The sequence below is a fragment of the Streptomyces panacea genome (genome assembly GCF_040560175.1).
GTDB classification, from domain to species: Bacteria; Actinomycetota; Actinomycetes; order Streptomycetales; family Streptomycetaceae; genus Streptomyces; species Streptomyces panacea.
Window position 1 is genome coordinate 1 of sequence record NZ_JARJHW010000092.1, and the last position, 18621, is coordinate 18621.

Genomic DNA, 18621 nt, shown 5'->3' on the forward strand with positions numbered 1-18621 from the left:
TTCCCAGTCAGCGGGTTTGTCTTTCCGGCCCTGCGGCCGTTCCGACGTTTCAAACTCTAGCCCGTTTCCCCGCCGACTCACAAATCGAGTCCCGGTAATGGATTTCGGCATGCCGAAATTGTTCCCGGTCGGGGGCGTCCCGCAGAGTTTGTGTGCCGCATTCAAGCGGCGGGAGTGTGCCGTAGAACCGTTACGGCTCCATGACAACTCGAAGAACCTTACGGACCGGCCCGGGTGGTGTCAACTTGGGCCGTTCGCCCTCCGTCAACCGCGGGTCGGCCCAGGTCAGTCCAGGTCGGTCAGGCGTCCGCCGGCGTCCGGCTGGGCGTGTTCCACGCGGCGCAGGAGGCGGATCAGCAGCTCTCCCAGCACTCCGCGCTCCTCGCCCGAGAGGTCCTGGAGCAGGTCCTCCTCGAAGTCCGAGGCCATGCGCATGGCCTCCAGCCACTTCGTGCGGCCCTCGTCCGTCAGCTCGACGATCACCCGGACCCGGTTGTTCTCGTCCCGGTCTCGGGTGACCAGGCCCTCGCCCGCCATGCGGTCGACGCGGTGGGTCATCGCCGCGGGCGTGAGGCCGAGGCGCTTTGCCAGCTCGCCCGGGCCGAGGCGGTACGGGGCTCCCGCCAGGACCAGCGTCTTGAGGACCTCCCACTCGGCGTTGCTGATGCCGAGGTCGGAGACCTGTCGCCCGTACGCCACGTTCATCCGGCGGTTGAGCCGGCCGAGCGCCGAGACGACCTTCTCCACCTGGGGGTCAAGGTCGTCGAACTCCCGCTGATAGGCGGCGATCTGTTCGTCGAGGCTCGGCTCCTCGGGGGTGTCTGACATGCGGCGCAGTATGGCACGCGCATCGTTCGCGTTGAAGTCCTTCAATGTGTATTGTTGAGGCTCTAACTTTAGCTTCGAAGTCTTCAGGCTTCAGTTCTTGCAGGCTTGACTCTTCAGTCCTCAGTCTTCTCCTCCGATCCTCCAAGGCAGGTGAGTGTGACCAGGGTGATGGGCGCCGCGATGCGCCGGATCCAGGCAGGGAACGCGCTGAGCGCGTTCGGGCTCGGGTTCACCGTCCCGTATCTCTATGTGTATGTGGCCCAGGTGCGGGATCTGGGCGCGAGTACGGCCGGGGCCGTGCTGGCCGTCTTCGCGCTGGCCGCGCTCGTCGCCCTGCCCTTCACCGGTCGCGTGATCGACCGGCGGGGTCCGCTGCCCGTCGTCGTCGGTGGCGCGGTGCTGGCCGCCGTGGGGGCCGTGGGCATGGGCGTGGCGGCCACTGTGCCTGCCGCCGTGCTCTCGGCGGCGCTGCTCGGCGCCGGTACCGCTGTCATGCAGCCCGCGCTCGCCACGATGATCGTCTGGTGCTCGTCGCCGTCGACCCGTACACGGGCCTTCGCGACGCAGTTCTTCCTGCAGAATCTCGGGCTCGGCGTCGGTGGGCTGATCGGTGGGCAGCTCGTCGACGTCGACAGGCCGGGGAGCTTCACCCTGCTGTTCGGCATCGAGGCCGCCATGTTCCTGGTGCTGGCCGCCGTCGCGGGGACGGTCCGGCTCCCCCGTACGTCCTCCGCCTCGTCCGCGCTTCCCAAGGAGGCGGCACGGACCGGGGGTGGTGGGATGCGCGCGCTGCTCGGGCACCGGGCGATGGTGCGGCTGTGCGTGCTGGGCTTCGTGCTGTTCTTCGCCTGCTACGGGCAGTTCGAGTCCGGGCTGGCCGCGTACGGCACCGAGGCCGCGGGGATCGACCCGTCGACGCTCGGGATCGCGCTGGCCGCGAACACCGCCGTGATCGTCGTCGCGCAGTTCGTCGTGCTCCGGCTGGTCGAGCGGCGCAGGCGCAGCCGGGTCATCGCGGCGGTCGGGCTGATCTGGGCGGTCGCCTGGATCATCGCGGGGTACGCGGGCCTGGGGCACGGGAGCCAGACGATGGCGACCGCCGCCTTCATCTCCACGTACGCGCTGTTCGGGCTCGGTGAGTCGATGCTGTCGCCGACCGTGGCTCCGCTGGTGGCCGACCTGGCGCCGGACGAGATGGTCGGGCAGTACAACGCCGCCTTCGCGCTGGTCAAGCAGCTCGCGCTGGCCGTGGGGCCCGCTGTGGGCGGACCGATGGGGGCCGCGCTGCACGGCCCGTACATCGTGACGTTCATGCTCTTCTCGCTCGGCGTCAGCGTGCTGGCGCTGCGGCTGGGCCGACGGCTCACCCCCGTACAGGACCAGCCGTCACTGGCGCACAGGTCGCGCGTGGTCGCCGTGCACAAGCCGGAGACCGTCGCCGCCTCTCAATGAGGAAGCGCGAACTCGCACCAGACCGCCTTGCCGCCGCCCGGTGTACGGCGCGAGCCCCAGGACGAGGCGATCGTCGCGACGATCGAGATGCCGCGGCCCGCTTCGTCCGCCGGTTCGGCGTGGCGGCGCAGTGGCAGATGGTCGTCCCCGTCGGTGACCTCGATGATCAGCCGGCGGTCCGTGCGGCGGAGTCTGAGACGCATGGGCGGGGTGCCGTGCTGGAGGGAGTTGGCGACGAGTTCGCTGGTGGCGAGCACGCCCAGATCTCTCAGCTCGACGGGGAAGCGCCACGAGGAGAGGACTCCCGAGGCGAACGCGCGGGCGCGCGGCGCCGCCTCGATGCCGCCGAGGAGGTCGAGCGCGGCGTTGTGGAAGAGTTCGGCGGCCTGCCCGGTGCGGGCGGGGTGCTGGAGGACCAGTACCGCGACGTCGTCGTCGTGCTCGGCCGTCACGCCCATCGCGCGGATCAGCCGGTCGCAGACGACCTGGGGTGATCCCTTGGCCCCGGCCAGCGCGCGCTCAAGGGAGGCCACGCCCTCGTCGATGTCCTCGCTGCGGCGCTCGACGAGACCATCCGTATAGAGGACGGCGGTGGAGCCGGGCGCGAGGTCGATGGTGCCGGAGGTGTGGATCCAGCCGCCGGTGCCGAGCGGGGGGCCGGTCGGGTCGGCCGCGCGGGCGACCGTGCCGTCCTCGGCGCGTACGAGGATCGGCAGGTGGCCCGCCGACGCGTAGACGAGCCGGCCCTCGTTGGGGTCGTGGACGGCGTAGGCGCAGGTGGCGATCTGGCTGGGGTCGATCTCGGCGGCGAGTCCGTCGAGCAGTTGCAGGACTTCGTGCGGAGGCAGGTCGAGGCGGGCGTACGCGCGGACGGCGGTGCGCAGCTGGCCCATCACGGCCGCCGCGCGGACGCCGCGGCCCATGACGTCGCCGATGACCAGGGCCGTACGGCCGGCGCCGAGCGTGATCACGTCGTACCAGTCGCCGCCGACCGCCGCGTCCGTGCCGCCCGGCTGGTAGGTGGCGGCGACGCGCAGGTCGTCGGGCTGTTCCAACTCCTGTGGGAGGAGCGAGCGCTGGAGGGCGACGGCGGTCTCGCGGAGTCTGCGCTCGCTCGCGCGCAGGCGCTCGGCGGCCTCGGCGTGGTCGGTGACGTCGGCGGCGAAGATGAGCACGCCGCCGGATCCGCTGGTGTCGACGGGGGTGCAGGTCACCGTGTAGGAGCCGTCGCGTGCCACGGTGGCGGTGCCGTTGGCCGGGGCGTGGGCCGTGCCGAACGTGGCGGACTGGACCTTGCGGGACTTCACCGTGCGGGGCTTTCCGCTGCGCAGTACCTGGTCCATGAGGGGCATCAGGCCCAGCTCGACCAGCTCGGGGCAGCTCTCGGCCGCGGTCGTGCCCGGCTCGCGTGGTCCGAAGGCGTCGGTGTAGGCGTCGTTGACGTACGCGACACGGTGGTCGTGGCCGTAGACCAGCGCGACGAGGGCGGGGAGACCGTCGAGGACATCGCGGACGGCCAGCTCTTCGAGCGCGGGGATCCCCGTCGGGCTGCCGTCTTTGCCGTCCCCGCCGTCTCTTGCCTCCCGTCGCTCTCTTCCGTCCTTGCGCTCGCCGTGTCGTTCGAATTCACCACGGGCGGCGGGCACGGAACTGGCGGAACCCGGCGAGTGCGCCTCTCCAGCGTCCGTCCGTGCGGCGGTGCGGCGCTGTGTACCGGGGAGCCGGGCGCTCCAACGCGTGAAATTCACGGATTTTCAGGCCTCATGGTGTCGTTGCTGTTCGCCTTGGCGGGCTGTCGGATCGCTCTCTGCGGAATCACTCTGTGCAGATGTGAACCCACCTATGGTCACACGTTCAGGGTGGCCGACCGCACTGACATCGGACGTCAGACGTCTCTGGGACGTTCCCTTCCGGCGGCGAGTTCGAATTCGGCTCGCGGGTGCTCCAGCGAGCCGAGGGAGACGATCTCTCGTTTGAAGAGCCCGGAAAGGGTCCATTCCGCCAGTACTCGCGCCTTGCGGTTGAAGGTCGGTACGCGGCTGAGGTGGTACACGCGGTGCATCAGCCAGGCCGGGTAGCCCTTGAGCTTACGGCCGTACACCTGCGCGACGCCCTTGTGGAGGCCGAGCGACGCGACGGAGCCGGCGTACCGGTGACGGTAGTCCCGCGGTGTTTCGCCTCGTAGCGAGGCGACGATGTTCTCGGCGAGTACCCGGGCCTGGCGGACGGCGTGTTGCGCGTTGGGGGCGCATTCGGCGCCGGGCTCGTCCGCCGCCAGGTCGGGGACGGCGGCGGCGTCACCGGCCGACCAGGCGTGTTCGGCGCCGTCGACGGCGAGTCCGGCCGTACAGATGAGCCGCCCGCGCTTGTCGAGGGGGAGATCGGTGGCGGCGAGGATCGGGTGCGGTTTGACGCCCGCCGTCCAGACGACGGTGCGGGTGGGGAAGCGGGTGCCGTCGCTCAGTACGGCCACCCGGTTCTCGCAGGAGTCGAGCCGGGTTTCGAGACGTACGTCTATGTTGCGGGCCCGCAGCTCGCGGACCGCGTACTTGCCCATGTCGTGGCCGACCTCGGGAAGGATGTGGTCGGAGGCCTCGACGAGGATCCACTTCAGGTCGTCGGCCTTGATGTTGTGGTAGTAGCGGGTGGCGTAGCGGGCCATGTCGGCCAGCTCGGCGAGCGCTTCGACGCCCGCGTAGCCGCCGCCGACGAAGACGTAGGTGAGTGCGGCGTCGCGCAGTTCCGGGTCGCGGGTGGAGGAGGCGATGTCCATCTGCTCCAGGACGTGGTTGCGCAGGGCGATGGCCTCCTCGACGGTCTTGAAGCCGATGCCGTGTTCGGCGAGGCCGGGGACCGGGAGGGTGCGGGAGATCGAGCCGGGGGCGAGGACGAGTTCGTCGTACGTCATCTCGAACGAGCCGGGGCTCTCGTGCGCGTCGGCCGGCGAGTTGGGGGCGTGCGCGCCGTCGGGGCCGCCGGCGGTCGCTCGCGTCGCCGCCTCTTCCTCGGACGCGAGGGTGGTGAGCGTCGCGACGCGCCTGGCGTGGTCGATGGATCTGGCCTCACCGACGATGATCGTGCAGTCCGGCAGGACGCGGCGCAGCGGCACCACGACATGGCGCGGTGAGATCGAGCCGGCGGCGGCCTCGGGCAGGAACGGCTGGTAGGTCATGTACGCGTTGGGCGACACGACCACGACCTCCGCCTCGCCGCGCTTGAGCTTCTGCTGGAGCCGGAGCGCGGTGTACATCCCGACGTAGCCGCCGCCGATGACCAGAACGCGTGCGCGGGGCGGTGGTGCGGGGGTCGTCCCCCGGGAGATCTCTGCCTTCACCACCCCATGAGGCAACGGGCTCCGGGGTTTGTCCACAGCCCCGGCAAATTGTGTGACCGGAGCCCTTCGACGGCCCGACGTGCGCAAATCCCCCTGCGACAGGGAAGGTTCGCAGGTCAGCGGGTACGGGCCCGGCGGAGGGAGAGTGCCGAATCAGGCATCTTCCGGTCCTTGCTCCGATCGGGGGGCGCACTGTGCGGAACCACCCCCTTCTGAATTCCCCGGGGCTCAACTATGTTCGTACTTCGTCGGGGGTGTCGACCGTGACTTGGTCGCACGGCCCCGGCTGTCAGGCGGGGAGGTCTCCGGGGGGAGACGTCATTACCGGGGGAACGCTTATGCACATTCAGGATTCTCATTGGCAGGCCGTCGTTTCCATGGACGGCAACGGACGCGCGAGCGCGGGCGGGATCGGCCGTGCCGCACCGCTGCGGGTGGACGCACAGCGCAATCTCGAGCACGTCCTGCGGGCGGCTCGTGAGGTGTTCGGCGAGCTCGGTTACGGGGCGCCGATGGAGGACGTGGCACGCCGGGCCCGGGTCGGGGTCGGCACGGTCTACCGACGGTTTCCCAGCAAGGACGTGCTGGTCCGCCGGATAGCCGAGGAGGAGACCTCCCGGCTGACGGAGCAGGCGCGTGCGGCTCTGGGGCAGGAGGACGAGCCGTGGTCCGCGCTCGCCCGCTTCCTGCGAACATCGGTGGCCTCCGGCGCGGGCAGGCTGCTGCCGCCGCAGGTGCTGAGGGTCGGGGTGGACGTCGACGAGTCGACGGTCGTCCCGGAGGCGGCGGACGAGGCACGGGTGCCGCAGCAGCGGCAGTCCGGGCTCCCGGATCTGCGGGTGGTCGGTCCCGGTGAGCATGCCGGGCAGCACTCCTCGGGGTCCCTGGGGTCGGCGGAGAGTTCCGCGGGATCCCCGGGCGACGACCTGGTCGACGCCGCTTCAGGCACGGTCGAACTGCTCGATGTCGTGGGGCAGTTGGTCGAGCGCGCGCGGTCGGCCGGCGAGCTTCGGCCGGGTGTGACGGTGGCCGATGTCCTGCTGGTGATAGCCACGGCGGCGCCCGCGCTGCCGGACGCGGCGCAGCAGGCGGCGGCTTCGGCGCGGCTGCTGGACATCCTGCTCGAAGGGCTTCGCTCCCGCGCGGCGTGAGGCGGCGTCCGAAGTCTCTGTTCCGCGCGTCAACTTGGGGCTGTGGGGCGGCCGTCGGACGGTAGTTCGTCCGGCGGCCGTGCCGCCCCCGCCGTGAGCCGTCCCTCGTGGGCGCCCGCCCGGGGCGCCTCCCGGCCGGGGCGGTGCGGAACATCCTGGTGAACGGCGTTTCCGCCGCACCCGACGAAGTCCTGCGCGTACGGCCCCGGGCCGGCGCCCCGTTCCGGCGCCGAATCACGTACGAGTGGTCGCTGTCAACCGGGGTTTGGCGGTGGCGGGCGCTGTGTCACGCTGGCCAGGTGTTTCGGGTCTGCAGGACGCTACGGGGGCTTCCGCGATGAGCGGTGACGGACGGGACGAGCCACTGGGTGGCGGCGGCGCGGGGGGTACGGAGACGGGGAGGCCGCCTTCCGGGCAGGTGCCGAATCAGGGTGGGCCAGGAGGTTTCTCCGGGACTGCCGGTCCCGCGGGTCCTGTTGGGCCCTCCGGTCCTGTTGGGCCGGTGACGCCAGCGACTCCTAGGGCTCCTGCCGCTCCCGCCGCTCCTGGGGCTTTCCGGGGCGAGGCGGACCCGAGTGTGCCGCCGCAGCGCGGGGGCGGGGGCGTTCCCGTCGGGGCCGACGCACTCGTCGAGGGGCCCGTCGCCGATCTGCCGCTGTCGGACGCCGAGTTGATCCAGCGCATGCGGGGCGGCGACGACGGCGCGTACGAGGAGTTGTACCGGCGGCACTCGGCAGCCGTACTGCGCTATGCGCGCACGTGCTGCCGGGACGCCCACACCGCCGACGACCTGACGGCCGAGGTGTTCGCGCGCACGCTCCAGGCGGTACGCGGGGGCGCCGGGCCGGAGCAGGCGGTGCGCGCGTATCTGCTCACGACCGTACGGCGCGTCGCCGCCGCGTGGACGAAGACCGCCAAGCGAGAGCAACTGGTCGAGGACTTCGCGGTGTTCGCCGCCGAATCCGCCCGCTCGGCCGAGGTGTCGGACGACGAGACACTGGACCTGGGCGCGGACGTGCGGGCGATGCACGAGGCGGAACGATCCCTCGCCATGCGGGCGTTCCGCAGTCTGCCCGAGCGCTGGCAGGCCGTGCTCTGGCACACCACCGTCGAGGAGGAGTCGCCGAGCACGGTCGCGCCGCTGTTCGGTCTGACGGCCAATGCCACCGCTGTGCTGGCCAGTCGGGCGCGTGAAGGTCTCAAGCAGGCGTATCTCCAGGCGCATGTGAATACGGCGGTCGCCTCGGCCGGGGACTGCGCGCAGTACGCCGACCGGCTGGGCGCGTACGCGCGCGGCGGTCTGCGGATCCGGGCCGAGCGCGGGCTGCGCAAGCACTTGGACGAGTGCGCGAAGTGCCGCCTCGTGGCGGGCGAGTTGGCGCACGTCAACGCCGGGATTCCGGCGGTGCTGCCGCTCGCGGTCATCGGGTGGTTCGCGGCCGGGTATTCGCTCAAGGCCGCCGGGGTCGTCGCCGGCGGGGCGGCGGGCGCTGCCGGAGCGGGTGCGGCGGCGGCCGCGGCCGGTGGTGGTGCGTCGGGGTCGGCGGGAGCCGGCGCGGCGGGAGGTGCGGCGGCCGAGGGGCTGGGCGCGCCGATGAAGGCGGGGATCGCGGCCGTGGCCGCGCTCGCCGCGGCGGCCGGGCTGGTGTGGGCGCTGAGCGGAGACGAGGTCCCCGACCAACCGAAGGCGAAGCCGCCCGTCGTACAGCCGGTCACACCGGAAGAGGCGCCGCCGCCACCGGAGTTGAAGCCGCCTCCCGCTCCCGGACCGGCGCCCCGGCCGGTCCCGGCGGCCGACCGGCCCACATCGAAGCCGATCCCCACGCCGCCGAAGGCGAAGCCGGCACCGCCGAAACCGAAGCCCGAGCCGCCGGCCTCGGCCCCGGCGCCGCCCGCCGCCCGCCCGAAGCCGCCCGCTCCGGCTCCGCCGCCTCCGCCCGCGCCGGAGGTGTATCAGGTGAACCAGCTCAAGTACGACGTGACGGGCGACGGGTCCGGGCCCCAGGTGCGGATCGGGGAGAGCGGTTGGCTCTGGCAGCGCCCCGGCATGTCGATCGGCGGCACGCGGTACGGGCACGGGGCCTCCATGCACGCGCGGGGTTCGGTGACCATCGAGCTGAACCGCGGGTGCGCCACCTACCAGGCGATGGTGGGCGTCGACGACATGACGCTCGGGCTCGGCGCGCTGCGCTTCTCCGTGTACGGCGACGACGGCCGGCTCTGGCGCTCCCCGGTGGTGCGCGGTGGCGACGCGGCGGTGCCGGTGACCGTGGGGATCGGGGGCCAGAAGACCATCCGCCTGGTGGTCGAACCGCACACGCCGTTCGACACGGTGGCGGTGGCGGACTGGGCGCAGTCCAGGATCAGTTGCCGCTAGGACGCGTCCGCGACGTGGCGACGTCCGCCCGAAGGGCGTGGCCTGCGGCGGCGGGCGCGGCCCGTCGCGAGGCGGCGGCTCGGCGTTGTCGACGGCCCGGGATTACGTGGCCGACCGACGACAACACGGCGAGGTGCCGCCCGCCGCGGGAGCGGCCGAGGTCACCGCGGCGTCGCGGGCCGGGCGGGACTTCGCGGACACGCCCCAGGGGGCGTCCAGGTCCGGCGCCCGGTCGGCGGTTCAGCCCGCGCGACGGGCTGCGGACACGGCGGGGTGCCGGTGCGACGGGCTGCGGACGCGGTGGCTACGGGTGCAGCGTCGGGCGGGGCAGTACGCCGCCCGCCACCGCGCGTTGGCGGGGCGCCGCCGAGCCCGTCCAGCAGGTGCCCCGGCGGGAGAGCAGGCGTCTGAGCCAGAGTTCCGTGGAGACCAGGTCGGCGATGCCGTCCAGCGGGATCGGCTCGCCCTCGGCCGCCTTGCGCAGCGCCTTGCGCACCACGCGCGCCTCGATCAGGCCCGCGTCGGCCAGCAGCGGCGCGTCGAACAGGGCCATCAGGTCGTTGACGGCCGCCCGCATGCCGGTGCGGGTCGCGGCGGCTTCCGTCGCGTGCGTCGTGGCGCCCCAGCCCGGCGGCAGGTCGTGGATGCCCGCCCCCGCGAGGGCGGCGCGCAGGATGTCGGAGCGGGCGCCGGGCTGGACCCGTAGCGATTCGGGCAGTGCCCGGCAGGCGCGTACCACCTGGTTGTCGAAGAACGGCGCGTGCAGCCGCTGGCTGCGGATCTCGGCGGCCTGCTCGAAGATCCGGTGATCGGCGGCGTGCCGGGCCAGCGCGGCCCGTGCGCGGGCCTCTCCGGGCCGCTGGACGGACGTGGGGCGGATCGCCGCCGCCGTCAGGCGAACCGATACTTCTGCCAGAGCCTCCCCCGTGAGCCAGCGTGCCGCCGGTCCGGGACGCGACCAGGTGAGCGCGGCGAGGGAGGCGCCCAACGGCCCGTCGGCGGCAGGGGCGTTACGGTCGCGGTGTGCGCCGGGGAGCTGGGCGGCGGCCTGTTCGAGGCCGGTGCGGTACGGCGTACGGGCGAGGCGGCGGGCCGCGCGGTAGACGGTCAGCGGCACGAACAGCGAGCCCGCCGCGGGCCCTTGGGCCTTGGCGAGCGCGGTGGTCGGCCGCAGCAGATCGCGGCGGCGCCGGTCGATCAGCAGGTCGGCCAGGCGCGCCGGGTGGGCGTCCAGCACCTCGCGGGCCCCGGCCCCGGTGAAGTGGTCGGCGCTGCCGGCGGCGAGCCGGCGGCGGTGGCGTTCGGCGGTGACGAGGGACGGGCCGGGTTCGTCGGTCAGCGGGCCTTCCAACTCGGCGTACGGCAGGGCCTCTTCGCCCGCCGCGACGACCACGTGGTGCAGCCGGGGGTTGGAGGCCATGGCGCGGGCCCGTTCCAGCTCGGCCTCGCGCCCGCCGGTGACCAGGTCGTTGAAGGTGACGGCGAGGAGCCGTTCGCCCGCGCCGGTGCCGTGGCCGAGGACGGTGCCGGGGGCGCCGGGCAGTCCGGCGGCGAGCAGGGCGAGCGTGCCCGACGCGCTGCCGCCCGACAGGTCGGCGCCGATGCCGGGGACGGGTCCGCCGCGCGCGGCGCGCCGGTCGGCGGGCCCCATGCCGGGCACGGGCCCGGGGTCCGGCGGCGCGGTCTCGGGGGCGTGGCGCGGCGCCAGGAGTCTGGCCCGTACGGCTTCGATGAGCGCGTCCCTGACTCCCTCGACGGCCCGTTCGGGGTCGACCTGGGGCGCGGCGACGGCGAGTGAGGCGACCTGTTCGTATCCGGTGATCTCGCGGGAGCCCTCGCGCAGGACGAGGGCGTGGCCGGGCGGGACGCGTTTGACGCCCACGTACGGCGTGGAGTCGCGCAGCGCTTCGGGTGTCTCGGGGCAGGCGAGCAGCGCGGCCAGGTGCCCGATGTCCAGCTGCGCCTCGATGAGGTCGGCGAGCGGCAGGGCGGCGGTGGCGTAGGCCGTGCCGTTCGCCCAGGGGGTGTGGAAGACGGGTCTGGCGCCCGCCAGATCGCCCGCGACGGTGATCCGCCGGCCGATCTGCGCGACCGCCGTGTAACTGCCGGGCCAGGCGGTGAGATGGCGCAGGGCGCCGCCGCGCGCCGCGAACAGGCCCAGTTTCAGCTGTTCGTCGGTGGCTCCGCAGCAGCCGAACACGGCGAGCCGGGTGAAGGCGTCGACACTGACGACACGCACTTCGTCGTCGCGCCAGTCGCCCACGGCCCACAGCGGATCCGGGTCGCCCCACAGGAGTTGGGATCCGACGGGGTGGACCGAACGGCCCTCGGACTGATCGCCCACGGCTCCCGCCGTGCCGAAGCTCGCGGCGATACTGCTCCACCCCACCAACCAGCGCATCGCCGCCTCCACAGCCTGTGGATCAAGAGTCGTACCCGTCGTCATCAGTCGTTCGTGGACATGCTGCCACGACAACGGCACACAGGAGGGGACCCGGCGAAGGAGCGCGAAATGCGAATGCGCCCCTGGCAAAGGACAATTGGGGTGGCGAGGGGCTCAGGTCGGACAGGCAGCATTCAGCCAATCTCCGAGCCCGATCGGCCGACAGAACACCGGCAAACGTACAGTCCGGGAGGCGCCTTCGCCTCCCGGACCGATCCGCCACCCGCGGGGAAATGAGGCGGCGGTGTCCCCCAGCCCACTGGTTCCAGTACGCAGTGGGCCGACCCACGCAGCACTCATGGAAGCGGTCCCGGCCTCTTTTGGCCAAGAGCGCACGGCCGGGCGCACGGCCACACACCCGGAGCACGTTCGAGCCGCGGCGGGTTTTGCGCGTACTCGCGTACGGACAACAATCCCGCCATCCGGACCCTCGCCCCTTAACGGTAGGGATGCGGCGAACTACGCTGGGTTTACGAATGCCACGGGGTCCCTCACAAGAGGGGCCGGCGGGGCGGCCGTCTGTGTGTCGAGGGGTGGCGCATGTCCAGGGAGCTACGCGGGCCGAACGAGAAGCTCGGCACCGTTCTCGCCCTCGCGGGAATCAGCAACGCCGGTCTCGCCCGGCGGGTCAACGACCTCGGGTCGCAGCGCGGGCTGACGCTTCGCTACGACAAAACCTCAGTGGCGCGGTGGGTTTCGAAGGGGATGGTTCCGCAGGGTGCGGCGCCCCATCTGATCGCCGCGGCCATCGGCGCCAAGCTGGGCCGCCCCGTGCCACTGCACGAAATCGGCCTGGCCGACGCCGATCCGGCGCCTGAGGTGGGTCTCGCCTTCCCGCGCGACGTGGGCGAGGCGGTGCGGTCGGCGACCGATCTGTACCGGCTGGACCTCGCGGGCCGGCGGGCGGGCAGCGGCGGCATCTGGCAGTCGCTGGCCGGTTCCTTCGCGGTCAGCGCATATGCCACGCCCGCCTCACGGTGGCTGATATCGCCCGCCGACTCGTCCGTCGCGCGGGACGCGGCGATGGCCGAGGCGGCACGGAGAGCGCACGCGGCGCACGGCGGGCCCGGGCCGACCGGTCCGCCCTCCTCGGCCCTTCCGCCCGGCACCGCGGCTCCCACGGCTCCCACGGGCCCCCCGGGGGCCGACGCCGGCGAGGTCTCGCCACTGCGCGTGGGTCACAGCGATGTCGCCAAGCTCCGCGAGGCGGCGGCCGACGCCCGGCGCTGGGACTCCAAGTACGGCGGCGGGGACTGGCGTTCGTCGATGGTGCCCGAGTGCCTGCGGGTCGACGCGGCGCCGCTGCTGCTCGCCGCGTACAGCGACGAGGTCGGCCGCGGACTGTTCGGGGCGACCGCCGAACTGACCAGGCTCGCCGGGTGGATGGCCTTCGACACCGGTCAACAGGAGGCCGCGCAGCGCTACTACATCCAGGCGCTGCGCCTCGCCCGCGCGGCGGCCGACGTGCCACTCGGCGGCTATGTGCTGGCCTCGATGTCCCTCCAGGCGACCTACCGTGGCTTCGCCGACGAGGGCGTCGACCTGGCCCAGGCCGCGCTCGAACGCAACAGGGGCCTCGCGACGGCCCGCACGATGAGCTTCTTCCGGCTGGTGGAGGCACGCGCGCACGCGAAGGCGGGCGACGCGGCGGCGGCCGGGGCGGCGCTGAAGGCGGCCGAGGGCTGGCTGGAGCGTTCGCGGGCGGGCGACGCGGATCCCAGCTGGCTGGGCTTCTACTCGTACGACCGCTTCGCCGCCGACGCCGCCGAGTGCTACCGCGACCTGAAGGCGCCCCGGCAGATGCGGCGGTTCACGGAGCAGGCGCTGTCGCGGCCGACCGAGGAGTTCGCGCGGTCGCACGGGTTACGTCTGGTGGTGAGCGCGGTCGCCGAGCTGGAGTCCGGGAATCTGGACGCGGCGTGCGCGGCGGGGACCCGTGCCGTGGAGGTGGCGGGGCGGATCTCGTCGGCGCGCACCACGGAGTACGTACGGGACCTGCTGCACCGCCTTGAGCCGTACGGCGACGAGCCCCGGGTCGCGGAGCTGCGGGAGCGGGCGCGCCCGCTGCTGGTGGCGCCGGCGTAGCGGTGGGCGGGCCCGAGAGCTGGCCCGGGAGCTGGGCCGGCAACCCGCCCGAACGTGCTTGATGCCGAATGCTTGGTGAACGATGCGGGACACGCGTGGTACCTCGATGGTTTAAGGGCATTGTCAGTGGGCCAGTGCACTATCGGGGTGGGAGGTTGCGCGGGTGATGAAAGACGGCTCCGGTCGCGTCGGCGGCCACGGCTACCGGCATGGCTACCGGCACGGCTACGACTGCGACGTGCTGGTGATCGGCGGCGGCATCGTCGGTCTCTCGACGGCCTACGCCCTCACCCGGGCCGCCCCCGGCACCCGCGTGACGGTCCTGGAGAAGGAACGGGGCCCCGCGCGGCACCAGACGGGCCACAACAGCGGCGTCATCCACAGCGGTGTGTACTACCGCCCCGGTTCCCTCAAGGCGCGTTACGCGATCGAGGGCGCCGCCGAGATGGTCAAGTTCTGCGCGGAGTACGGCATCGCGCACGAGGTCACCGGCAAACTCATCGTCGCCACCGACCGCGACGAGCTGCCCCGGCTGCACGCCCTGGTCCAGCGCGGCAGGGAGAACGGCATTCCGGTCCGGGAGCTGGGCCCGGCGCAGATCATGGAGTACGAGCCGGAGGTGCGCGGCCTGGCCGCGATCCACGTCGGCACGACCGGGGTGTGCGACTTCGGGGCCGTCGCGGCGCGGCTCGCCGACTCGGCCGAGGCGTCGGGCGCCTCCGTGCGGTACGGCGCCGAGGTCACCGTCGTCGACCGGCGGGCCTGGGGTGTCGCGGTCCGTACGTCCTCCGGAGAGGTGGTCAGGGCCCGCGCCCTCGTCAACTGCGCGGGGCTCCAGTGCGACCGGGTGGCACGGCTGACGGGCGACGACCCGGGCATGCGGATCGTCCCGTTCCGCGGCGAGTACTTCGAACTGGCCCGGCCCGGTCTCGTCCGCGGACTCGTCTATCCGGTACCGGATCCGGCCTTTCCGTTCCTCGGGGTACATCTGACGCGCGGCGTCCACGGCGGCGTCCATGTCGGCCCCAACGCGGTGCCCGCGCTGGCCAGGGAGGGCTACTCCTGGTCCGCCGTGCGCCCCCGTGAGCTGGCGGGCACCCTCGGCTGGCCCGGCTCCTGGCGGATAGCGCGCAGACACTGGCGCTACGGGGCGGGCGAGCTGCGCCGCTCACTGTCCAAGCGCGCCTTCGCCACCGCCGTACGCCGGCTGCTGCCCGCCGTGACGGACGCGGACCTGCGCCCCGCGACGGCCGGGGTGCGCGCCCAGGCGGTGCTGCGGGACGGCACGCTGGCCGACGACTTCCTGATCCAGGAGTCACCGCGCACGGTGCATGTGCTCAACGCCCCGTCACCGGCGGCGACGGCGGCTCTCCCGATCGGCCGCGAGGTGGCGAGGCGGGCGCTGACGATGCTGAGGGACGCGGACGGGGCGTAGGGCCGCGGGGCACCCGGGGCGGGTCCGGCGGGTCCGTAGAATCGAGAGAATCCTGTCCGAGCCGGCGGTAGACGTCGTGCCTGAGAAATCGTGCCGAGAAGACGTGTCCGAGACCCAGATGACCCAGATGAACGTGAACAGCGACCGCGACGGTGACGGCGCGCGCGCCGACGACGCCCACCCCTGGTCCCGGATGTTCCCCGGGGGCTCGGGGCCGGCCGCCGACCCCGCCGGATCGCACTTCGACCGCCGTATCCGCAGCTTCCAGCCGCGCCGCAGCCGCGTGACGACCGGCCAGGCCGATGTCCTGCGGCGGCTGTGGCCGTCCTGGGGCCTGGACATCGACGGACAGCGGGTGCTCGATCTCGACGCGCTCTTCGGCGGGCTGCCGGTCGTCCTGGAGATCGGCTTCGGCATGGGCGAGGCGACCGCGCGGATGGCCGCCGACGATCCGGGCACCGGGATCCTCGCCGCCGACGTCCACACACCGGGGCAGGGCAACCTCCTGCGTCTCGCCGAGGGCGACGGACTGTCCAACATCCGGGTGGCCAACGGCGACGCGATCATCCTGCTGCGGGAGATGCTGGCGCCCGGTTCGCTGGACGGGATACGCGTCTACTTCCCCGACCCGTGGCCCAAGACGCGCCACCACAAACGGCGGCTGATCCAGCCCGAGTTCCTCGACCTGGCCGCGCCCCGGCTGAAGCCCGGTGCCGTACTGCACTGCGCGACGGACTGGGAGCCGTACGCCGAGCAGATGCTCGACGTACTGACCGCGCACCCCGCCTTCGAGAACACCGCCCCGGACGACGGTTTCGCGCCGCGGCCCGACTTCCGGCCGCTCACCCGGTTCGAGGGCCAGGGCATCGACAAGGGGCATGCCGTACGCGACCTGGTCTTCCGCCGCGTCGCGGACGGGGTTCCGGCCGAGGTGGACGGCGCTCCGGCCGAGGTGCACGACGTTCCGGCCGAGCAGGACGGCGCTCCGGCCGGGTAGCACGCCGGCCGGGACGGACCGGGCACCGTCGCGGGGTGTCGGTGGCGCTCGTTAGGGTCAGGAGGTGTCCGAACCGTCCCGACCGCCGCCGCACGCCCCTCCGCCCCCGCACCCGCTCCCGCACCCGGCGATCCCCGCGTTCGAGCAGCAGGAGCGGGCCGGTGACATGTGGGCCGCCGTGCCGGAGCGCTCCCGCTGGCGCTACCGGCCCTACCGCTCGTTCTGGCGGCACCCGGCCGTGCGCGCGGGCGCGGTGATCATCCTGCTCGCCATCTGCGGCCTGCTGATCCTCGCGCTCGTCCGGGAACAGACCGGCACGCGGGGCTTCCTCGTCGGTCTCGGTCTGGCGACCCTGCCCGTGCCGCTGCTGATGGCGGCCTTCCGCTGGCTGGACCGGGTCGAGCCGGGGCCCTGGCGGAATCTGATCTTCGCCTTCGCCTGGGGTGCCTGCGCCGCCGCCCTCGTGGCGATCACCGCGAACTCCTTCGCGACCCAGTGGATAGCCACCGCCACCGCCGACCCCACCGGCGCGGAGTCCCTGGGGGCCACGGTGGTGGCGCCGATCGTCGAGGAGAGCGCGAAGGCCGCCGCGATCCTGCTGATCTTCCTCTTCCGCCGGAAGTCGTTCACCGGTCTCGTCGACGGAGTCGTCGTCGCCGGCTTCACCGCGACCGGCTTCGCCTTCACCGAGAACATCCTCTATCTCGGCAACGCCTTCGGCGAGGACCAGCAGATCGGCAACTCGGGCCTCGCGTCCGTGACCGCGGCGACCTTCTTCGTACGGGTCGTGATGTCGCCGTTCGCGCATCCGCTGTTCACGGTCCTGACGGGCATCGGCTTCGGCATCGCCGCCGTCGCCCCCCGCCGCCTGCGGGTGAGCCGCCGGCTGGCGCCGGTGCTCGGCCTCGTGCTGGCCATGGGCGTGCACGCCCTGTGGAACGGCTCCACGTCACTGTTCGGCCCGTACGGCTTCTACGCGGTGTACGCGGCCTTCATGGTCCCCGCCTTCGCCCTGCTCACCTGGCTGGCGATCTGGAGCCGGCAGCGTGAACTGCGCACGGTGTCGGCCGAGTTGCCGGCGTACGCGGCAGCCGGCTGGCTCGCCGAGACCGAGCCGCTGGCGCTGTCCTCGATGCGGGCGCGCTCGATGGCGCGCGATGTGGCGGGCCGTACGTACGGGCCGTCGGCGGCCCGTACGGTCGGCGAGTACCAGGCGTTCGCGACCGCCCTCGCGTTCCTGCGCCACCGGGCGGGGCGCGGCGACGCGGGCCGGGACTTCGCCGAGCGCGAGCAGGAACTGCTGCACCACATGTGGCAGCGCCGGGAAATGGCGTCGCCCGCGCTGGCTTACGCGGCGCGGGCGACGGGGCGGGTGTGGACTCCGCCGCCGTACATCGACTACGGCGGCTACAACCCGTATCGGAACTAGAACACCCAGGGCGCTTAGGGCACTTAGGGCGTGAGTCCCTTGCTGCGGAGCCAGCTCAGCGGGTCGATCCCGCTGCCGCCCGCGGTGTGCACCTCAAGGTGCAGGTGCGGGCCGGTGACGTTGCCGGTGGCTCCCACGCGTCCGACCGTCTCGCCGGTGTTGACCTTCTGGCCGGCGCTGACGGTCATCGAGGACAGGTGGGCGTACCAGATCTCCGTACCGTCGCCGAGCTCCAGCACCACGCGGTAGCCGTACGACCCCGACCAGCCGGCCGACTTGACGGTCGCGCTGTGGACGGCCTTGGCGGGCGTGCCCGTGGGGGCGGCGAAGTCCAGGCCGGTGTGCTGGCCGGAGGACCACATGGAGCCGGTCTGGCCGTAGGTGGAGGTGAGCGTGTACGAGGAGGTGGGGAGCGAGAAGCTGGCGGCCAGCTTCTCCAGGCGCTCCTTCTCGGCCTTGCGCTCGGCCGCTTCCCTCGCCTTGCGCTTCTCCTCGGCGGCCTTCGCCTCGGCCTCGGTCTGCTGCTTCTTCGCCTCGGCCGCGGCCGTCTCGGCGGCGGCCGTCTCGGCGCTCGCCTTCTGGGCGGCGTCGGCCTCGGCCTGCTGCTGCTCCGCCTGCTGGAGGATGCGGGCGCGCAGCGCCTCGCCGGAGTCGGTGGTGCCCTGCTGGGCGTCCGCGGCGGTGAGGCCCGCGGTGGTGAGCGGGGAGGGGGTCTCGTCGCTCTTCTTGTCGCCGTCGGACATGAAAGACCCGACACCGGGAAGAGACTTGGCGTCGGGGAAACTGTCCGAGAGCGCGTCGGGAAGTGATATCGAGACCGCGGGCTTGTCCTGCGCGGAGGCGATGCCTCCCGCGCCGACCGCCGCGATGACGCCCACTCCGAGGACCGTGGAGCTGCGGGCGAGAGCGTTGCGCTGCTTGGCGACACGGTGCTTGCCGCGTACGGGACGGATGGAGTCCGCGGTGGGATTCCACTCCTCCCAGTCCCTGGTCGCCTCGTCGTCGGCGCGATCGGTACCGGCGAACCGGCTCCCGGGACCGAAATGGACCGGGGCTGAGGCTTCGGGGGCAGGCCTGTTGGACGCCACTG

At 72.8% G+C, this 18621-nt stretch carries 12 protein-coding genes; 7 read left to right on the plus strand and 5 right to left on the minus strand.

Translation table 11 applies throughout. The features are described from left to right. Positions 1–285: 285 nt before the first annotated feature. Complete coding sequence (locus tag P3L51_RS21435) at positions 286–828, minus strand: MarR family winged helix-turn-helix transcriptional regulator (RefSeq protein WP_354606892.1); 543 nt, start codon at positions 826–828, stop codon at positions 286–288. A gap of 168 nt (positions 829–996) precedes the next feature. Between P3L51_RS21435 and P3L51_RS21440 the strand changes: the two genes are divergently transcribed. Continuing rightward, the gene (locus P3L51_RS21440; protein WP_354606909.1) at positions 997–2280 is read left to right on the plus strand and encodes an MFS transporter; all 1284 of its coding nucleotides are present in this window, start codon (positions 997–999) and stop codon (positions 2278–2280) included. Here the strand turns inward: P3L51_RS21440 and P3L51_RS21445 are convergent. Beyond that, positions 2274–4028, minus strand: coding sequence for an ATP-binding SpoIIE family protein phosphatase (locus tag P3L51_RS21445; protein WP_354606893.1), 1755 nt, complete (start codon positions 4026–4028; stop codon positions 2274–2276). The genes P3L51_RS21440 and P3L51_RS21445 overlap by 7 nt on opposite strands. A gap of 137 nt (positions 4029–4165) precedes the next feature. Further along, positions 4166–5617, minus strand: coding sequence for an NAD(P)/FAD-dependent oxidoreductase (locus tag P3L51_RS21450; protein WP_354606894.1), 1452 nt, complete (start codon positions 5615–5617; stop codon positions 4166–4168). Positions 5618–5952: 335 nt separating this feature from the next. On the opposite strand from P3L51_RS21450, the gene P3L51_RS21455 reads away from it, so the two are divergent. Then, a complete protein-coding gene (locus tag P3L51_RS21455) occupies positions 5953–6765 on the plus strand; it encodes an SbtR family transcriptional regulator (protein WP_354606895.1) in 813 nt (270 codons plus the stop codon). Between the two features lie 337 nt (positions 6766–7102). Further along, entirely contained in the window at positions 7103–9142 is a 2040-nt protein-coding gene (locus P3L51_RS21460; protein ID WP_354606896.1) for a sigma-70 family RNA polymerase sigma factor, read from the plus strand. Between the two features lie 304 nt (positions 9143–9446). Here the strand turns inward: P3L51_RS21460 and P3L51_RS21465 are convergent, their stop codons facing one another. Then, a complete protein-coding gene (locus P3L51_RS21465) occupies positions 9447–11543 on the minus strand; it encodes an asparagine synthase-related protein (protein WP_354606910.1) in 2097 nt (698 codons plus the stop codon). A 582-nt stretch (positions 11544–12125) separates the two neighbouring features. Between P3L51_RS21465 and P3L51_RS21470 the strand changes: the two genes are divergently transcribed. The 4 genes from P3L51_RS21470 (at position 12126) to P3L51_RS21485 (ending at position 17531) form a co-directional block, all read left to right on the plus strand. Then, complete coding sequence (locus P3L51_RS21470) at positions 12126–13670, plus strand: NsdA family TPR-like regulatory protein (protein WP_354606897.1); 1545 nt, start codon at positions 12126–12128, stop codon at positions 13668–13670. A 166-nt stretch (positions 13671–13836) separates the two neighbouring features. After that, positions 13837–15105 carry an L-2-hydroxyglutarate oxidase gene (gene lhgO, locus P3L51_RS21475; protein WP_354606898.1) on the plus strand — a complete coding sequence of 423 codons (1269 nt, stop codon included), beginning with the start codon at positions 13837–13839 and terminating at the stop codon, positions 15103–15105. A 193-nt stretch (positions 15106–15298) separates the two neighbouring features. Next, a complete protein-coding gene (gene trmB / locus P3L51_RS21480) occupies positions 15299–16102 on the plus strand; it encodes a tRNA (guanosine(46)-N7)-methyltransferase TrmB (RefSeq protein ID WP_354606911.1) in 804 nt (267 codons plus the stop codon). A gap of 64 nt (positions 16103–16166) precedes the next feature. Continuing rightward, positions 16167–17531: a PrsW family intramembrane metalloprotease gene (locus P3L51_RS21485; protein ID WP_435594494.1), complete on the plus strand. Its 1365-nt coding sequence runs from the start codon at positions 16167–16169 to the stop codon at positions 17529–17531. 23 nt (positions 17532–17554) lie between these two features. On the opposite strand, the gene P3L51_RS21490 is transcribed toward P3L51_RS21485, so the two are convergent. After that, entirely contained in the window at positions 17555–18619 is a 1065-nt protein-coding gene (locus tag P3L51_RS21490; protein ID WP_354606899.1) for a M23 family metallopeptidase, read from the minus strand. Positions 18620–18621 lie beyond the last annotated feature (2 nt).